Origin of the sequence: Pseudonocardia pini, assembly GCF_013870575.1 — a bacterium.
Lineage (GTDB): Bacteria > Actinomycetota > Actinomycetes > Mycobacteriales > Pseudonocardiaceae > Pseudonocardia > Pseudonocardia pini.
On the sequence record NZ_JACBXB010000816.1, the window covers coordinates 1 to 2,392 of the forward strand.

Sequence of the window (2,392 nt, forward strand, 5' to 3'; positions counted from 1 at the left end):
ACACGACGGCCTTCTTGCCCTTGATCTCCATGGTGCGTGTCCTCAGGTGGCGGGGCGGAAGAGCGGGAGCTTCCAGCCGTCGGCGATGGGGGAGAAGAAGACCTGCACCCGGTCGCCGATCGCGACCGTGGCGGGGTCGACGTCGACGATGTTGCCGATGAGCCGGGCGCCCGGGGCGTCGGGCAGGTCCAGCACGGCGGCGACGAGGGTGATGTCCGGGATGCCCGGGTAGCCGTGCACCACCGAGAAGCTGAACACCTCGGCCGCGCCGGACAGCTCCGTCCAGTCGACGTCCTTGGACTGGCAGTTCGGGCAGAACGGGGTGGGCGGCAGCCGGAACGTGCCGCAGTCGCCGCACTTCGGCGCGACGAGCCGGTCCTGTCTGGCGGCCTCCCAGAAGGGCTCGGTGTACGGGTTGGTGGTGATGTGCACGTCCGCGCCGGGCAGGGCGGTGGACAGCGTGGGTGCGGTCACGTCAGGCCTTCCCGAGGATCAGACCGGAGACCGGCAGCGCTGCCGGGCCACCGGAGACGAGCGCGAGCTCGGCCCCCTCGACCTGGTTGATCGCGGTGCCGCGCATCTGCTCGACGCCCTCCAGGATGTGGGTCATGCCGATGACGTAGGCCTCGGACAGCTGGCCGCCGTGGGTGTTGACGGGGATCGAGCCACCCTCGTAGCGGATCGCCCCGGACTCGACGAAGGGGCCGCCCTCGCCCTTCTTGCAGAAGCCGTAGTCCTCGAGCTGCATGAGGACCATGGGGGAGAAGTGGTCGTAGAGCAGGGCCACGTCGATGTCGTCCGGCGTGACCCCCGCGCGCTGGAACAGGTGCTTCGCGACGGGCGCGTGGCCGGACGAGGCGAAGTCCTCGCGCGGCATGCCGAACCAGCCGAAGGCCCGGCCCCAGTCGCGGTGCCCGCCGTGTGCGGCCGCGACGACGGGGACCGGCTTCTGCCGCAGGTCCTTCGCCCGGTCGGCGCTGGTGGTGATCACGGCGACGGCGCCGTCGGTCTCCAAGCAGAAGTCCAGCAGGCAGAGCGGCTCGGCGATCATCCGGGCGTGGAAGTAGTCCTCGACCGTGATCGGGTCTCTCTTCAGCGCCTTGGGCCGGTTGGCGGCGTTGGCACGCTGCGAGATCGCGATCTCGGCGAAGGCCTCCCGCCGGGTCCCGTAGTCGTACATGTGCCGTCGCGTGAGCACGGACATCAGGTGCCCGGGCCCGGACAGGCCGGAGGGCTGGAGGAAGGAGTTCAGCGGGTTCGGCGCCGCGGCGGCGAACACGGAGCCGAGCCGCTGCCGCGCCTGCTGCAGGGCCATGACCGTGACGACGACGTTCGCGTCCCCGGCCACGATCGCGGCGCGGGCCAGGCCGATCGAGCCCGCCGCACCACCGCCGCCGGAGGTGAGCGCGGCCGTGAAGGTGACCTCGGGGATGCCGAGGGTCTCCATGAACTCCGCGGTGTCCATCGACTGCCCGTACCCGGCGCCCGCGCCGGAGTAGTAGGCGAACCCGTCGATGTCCGTGACCGACAGTCCGGCGTCCGCGCACGCGGCGAGGATCGCGTCGCCCGCGAGCTCGGTGATCGTTCGCGGGTAGGACTCGCCGCGCTTGTAGTAGTCGGTGGCGCCCACCCCGACGACCGCGACGTCCCTCGGGCTCATCGGGTGGTCTCGCTCGTCCGCTCGTCTGCCATCGTCGGCCTCCGTCTGCTCGGGACTGTCTGGGTGGGCGCTCGACGTGGACCGTGCTGCCGGTCGCGGGTGCCCGCCCCGTCGTCGCCGTCGAGTGAGAATCGGATTCTCAGTAGACTCCGGCGCCGCGGACGTTGTCAATGGTGTCGCGCCCATTGCGGATACTCTTCTTGTCCGGTAGGAGTCGGGGCAGTCGGTTCCAGGAGGCACTGTGCGGTTCACCGTCGAACACCCGCTCGGCAAGGGCGGCTGCCTGCCGGAGCTCTACGGCGGGCCGGGTCTCACCGCGTTCGCGCGCGCCGCCGAGCAGGCGGGCTTCGGAGCCGTGGCGTTCACCGAGCACCCTGCGCCGTCGCTGAAGTGGCTGCGCGGCGGTGGGCACCCCACGCTGGACCCGTTGGCGGCCTTGGCCTTCTGTGCCGCGGCGACCTCGCGGATCCGGCTGATGCCCTACCTGCTGGTCCTGCCGTACCGTGCCCCGCTGGCCACGGCGAAGACCCTGGCGACGGTCGACCTGCTCTCCGAGGGCCGGGTCACCGTGGCCGCGGGCGGCGGCTACCTGCGGTCGGAGTTCGGAGCGCTCGGCGTGGACTTCGAGGAGCGCGGTGCCCTCTTCGACGAGGCGCTCGAGGTGCTGCGCCGGATCGGCACCGAGGAGGCGCTGCACTTCGAGGGCAGGCACTTCACGGCACGCGGGGCGAC

General features: G+C 71.4%; 3 protein-coding genes. 1 reads left to right on the forward strand and 2 read right to left on the reverse strand.

The window, feature by feature from the left end; genetic code table 11:
- Window positions 1-42: 42 nt before the first annotated feature.
- Window positions 43-474: a Zn-ribbon domain-containing OB-fold protein gene (locus H5J29_RS29395; RefSeq protein WP_181784229.1), complete on the reverse strand. Its 432-nt coding sequence runs from the start codon at window positions 472-474 to the stop codon at window positions 43-45.
- A gap of 1 nt (window position 475) precedes the next feature.
- A complete protein-coding gene (locus H5J29_RS29400; RefSeq protein ID WP_181784230.1) occupies window positions 476-1,660 on the reverse strand; it encodes a thiolase C-terminal domain-containing protein in 1,185 nt (394 codons plus the stop codon).
- Between the two features lie 241 nt (window positions 1,661-1,901).
- On the opposite strand from H5J29_RS29400, the gene H5J29_RS29405 reads away from it, so the two are divergent.
- On the forward strand, window positions 1,902-2,392 hold a 491-nt coding region (locus tag H5J29_RS29405; protein WP_181784231.1), incomplete at its 3' end, for an LLM class flavin-dependent oxidoreductase.

Coding starts and splice junctions, on each gene's coding strand:
- H5J29_RS29400 (WP_181784230.1), bottom strand. CDS start 1,660: ATGAGCCCGAGGGACGTCGCGGTCGTCGGGGTGGGCGCCACCGACTAC.